Annotated in this window: 1 protein-coding gene and 1 pseudogene; both read right to left on the reverse strand. The window is 73.2% G+C overall.

The genetic code is table 11. The features are described from left to right. Nucleotides 1–478, reverse strand: a pseudogene (locus IH13_RS0114975) (hypothetical protein); the annotation flags it as partial. A gap of 57 nt (nt 479–535) precedes the next feature. After that, the coding region (locus IH13_RS0114980; RefSeq protein WP_031084649.1) for a hydantoinase B/oxoprolinase family protein at nt 536–3,076 on the reverse strand (2,541 nt) is incomplete at its 5' end.

Here is a 3,076-nt window from a genome sequence, read left to right on the forward strand (position 1 = left end):
CGCCGTGGCCGGGCACCTCCTCGACGAGCTTGAAGTCGTAGTCCCGGCGGACGTAGACGCCGTCCGGTCCGAAGGTGCCGTACACGGCGCGGAAGCCCCGGTCCACGCTGCCGACGTTGATCAGGTTCTCCAGGACCCAGCGGGCGACGCGCTCGTGCTCGGTGACGGGCCGGCCCGGTGCCTGGGCGGCGATCCGCGGGATCAGCCTGGCCACTATCTGCTCGTGGTCGGCCCCGGTGTCGAAGTCCATGTTGAGGGTGACCAGGTCGATGGCGGCGAGGGCGACTTCGGCCATCGCGTACACGGTGTACTCGCCGGCGAGGTTCGCCTTGCGCGCGTCCAGGTCGTGCAGCGGGGCGGTGCAGGCGAGCGCGCGCAGCCGACGCGAGAGCCCTTCGTCGGCGGCGGGGCCCGGGGCGGGCCGCGGCCCCGCGCTGAGCTGCGGCGCAGCGGTGTGGGTGTCGGCAGGCGAAGTCACGTTGCACAGATTAGGTCCTCGCACCGACAACGGTCGAAACGGTGCGGAAGCGACCGGCTACGGCGTCCCGTAGCCGCCTCCGCCGGGGGTCCGCAGCACCAGCACGTCCCCGGCGCCGAGTTCCGCGGTGTCGCGGCCCTCCAGCGGTGTGGTGGAGCCGTCGGCGCGCTCGACGTACTGCTCGCCCAGCGCTCCCGGTCCCCCGCCCGCCATGCCGTACGGGGGGACGCGGCGGTGGCCCGACAGCAGGGCCACGGTGACGGGTTCGAGGAAGCGGATGCGGCGTTCGACCCCCCGGCCGCCGTGCCACCGGCCCGTTCCCCCGCTGCCCTCCCGTATGCCGAAGCTCTCCAGCAGGACGGGGTAGCGCCATTCGAGGATCTCGGGGTCGGTGAGCCGGGAGTTGGTCATGTGGGTCTGCACGGCGTCGGCGCCGTCGAATCCGTCGCCCGCGCCGGAACCGCTCGCGACGGTCTCGTAGTACTGGACGCGGTCGTTGCCGAAGGTGAGGTTGTTCATGGTGCCCGAGCCCTCGGCCTGGACGCCGAGCGCCGCGTACAGGGCGCCGGTGACGGCCTGGGAGGTCTCGACGTTCCCGGCGACGGTCGCCGCCGGGAAGACCGGTGCCAGCATGGATCCCTCCGGGACGCGTACGTCCAGGGGCGTGAGGCAGCCGCTGTTCAGCGGGAGGTCGTCCGTGACGAGGGTCCGGAAGACGTAGAGGACGGCGGCCATGACCACGGACGTGGGGGCGTTGAGGTTGCCCGGCCGTTGCGGGGAGGTGCCGGTGAAGTCGACGACGGCGGTGCGTCGTCCGTGGTCCACGGTGACCTGCACCGCGATGACGGCGCCGTCGTCGGTCTCGTAACGGCAGGAGCCGTCGTGCAGCCGGGACACGATCCGGCGTACGGACTCCTCCGCGTTGTCCTGCACGTGGCCCATGTACGCCTGGACGACGTCCAGGCCGAACTCCCCGGTCGTCCGGCGCAGTTCCGCGATCCCCTTCTCGTTGGCGGCGATCTGGGCACGCAGGTCGGCGAGGTTGCTGTCCGGGTCGCGGGAGGGGTAGGCGGCCGTGGTGAGCAGTTCCCTCGTCTCCTGCTCGCGGAACCGTCCGTCCCGTACCAGCAGCCAGTTGTCGAACAGGACGCCTTCCTCGTCGATCGTGCGGCTGAAGGCGGGCATGGAACCGGGGGTGATGCCGCCGATCTCCGCGTGGTGCCCCCGGGAGGCCACCAGGAAGCGGAGCCGCGGCCGCGGGTCGCCGCCCGGCCCGTCGTCGAACACCGGTGTCACGACGGTGACGTCCGGCAGGTGGGTCCCGCCGTGGTACGGGTCGTTGACGGCGTACACGTCCCCGGGGCGCAGGGAGCCCGCGTTGCGGCGCAGCACCTCCTTGATGGACTCGCCCATGGAGCCGAGGTGCACCGGGATGTGCGGGGCGTTGGCGACGAGCCCGCCCTCCGGGTCGAACAGCGCGCAGGAGAAGTCGAGGCGTTCCTTGATGTTGACGGAGTGCGCCGTGTTCCGCAGGCGCACGCCCATCTGTTCGGCGATCGACATGAAGAGGTTGTTGAAGACCTCCAGCATGACGGGGTCGACCCGGGTGCCGACGGCGGTGCGTCCGGGGCGCGGGTCCACCCGGCGCAGCACCAGGTGGCCGGAGGCCGCGGCGGTGGCCCGCCAGCCGGGGTCGACGACGGTGGTCGAGTCCTCCTCGGTGACGAGGGCCGGGCCGTCCACGGTGTCGGAGGCGCGCAGGTCCCCGCGCCGGTACAGCCCGGCGTCCCGCCACCGGCCGCCGCTGAACACCGAGCCGGTCGCGAAGGGGTGCGGCGTCCCGGGGCGGCCGGTGTCCTGGGGGGCCGGGCGGGCGGGCGGCGGTCCGGCCCGGCCGGTCGCCTCGACGGAGACGGTCTCGACGACCAGGGGCTTGTCCATGGTGAACCCGTAGCGGGCGCGGTGGGCGGCGGTGAACTCCTCGGTCATCGCGGCGAGGGTGCCGAGGGCGACGGGGAGGCTCGCGTCCGTCCCGGAGTAGCGCAGCAGCACCCGTGTCCGGGTGGAGACGGCGCGGTCCGGGATGCGGTCGGCCCTGAGGTCGGCGCGGGTCCGCTCGGCCAGCCGGCCGGAGACGGCCTCGGCCCGGTCCCTGGCCTCCTCGTCCAGTCCGGCCTCGACGGACTCCTCGCGCATGGCGGTGGCGTCGGCCAGACCGATGCCGTAGGCGGACAGGACGCCGGCGAGCGGGGGCACCAGGACGGTGCCGACGCCGAGGGCGTCGGCGACCGCGCAGGCGTGCTGTCCGCCGGCTCCGCCGAAGCTGGTGAGCGCGTAGCGGGTGATGTCGTGGCCGCGCTGGACGGAGATCTTCTTGATGGCGTTCGCCATGTTCAGCACGGCGATCTCCAGGAATCCCTCGGCGGTCCCGGCCGCCGTGCGCGAGTGTCCGGTGGCGGCCCTCACCTCCTCGGCCAGTCGCTCGAAACGCCGCCGCACGACGTCCGTGTCGAGCGGTTCGTCGCCCCGGGGGCCGAAGACGGCCGGGAAGTGGTCCGGGCGGACCCGGCCGAGCATCACGTTGGCGTCGGTGACGGT

Source organism: Streptomyces sp. NRRL WC-3549, from assembly GCF_000721935.1.
In the GTDB taxonomy this organism is placed as follows: Bacteria; Actinomycetota; Actinomycetes; order Streptomycetales; family Streptomycetaceae; genus Streptomyces.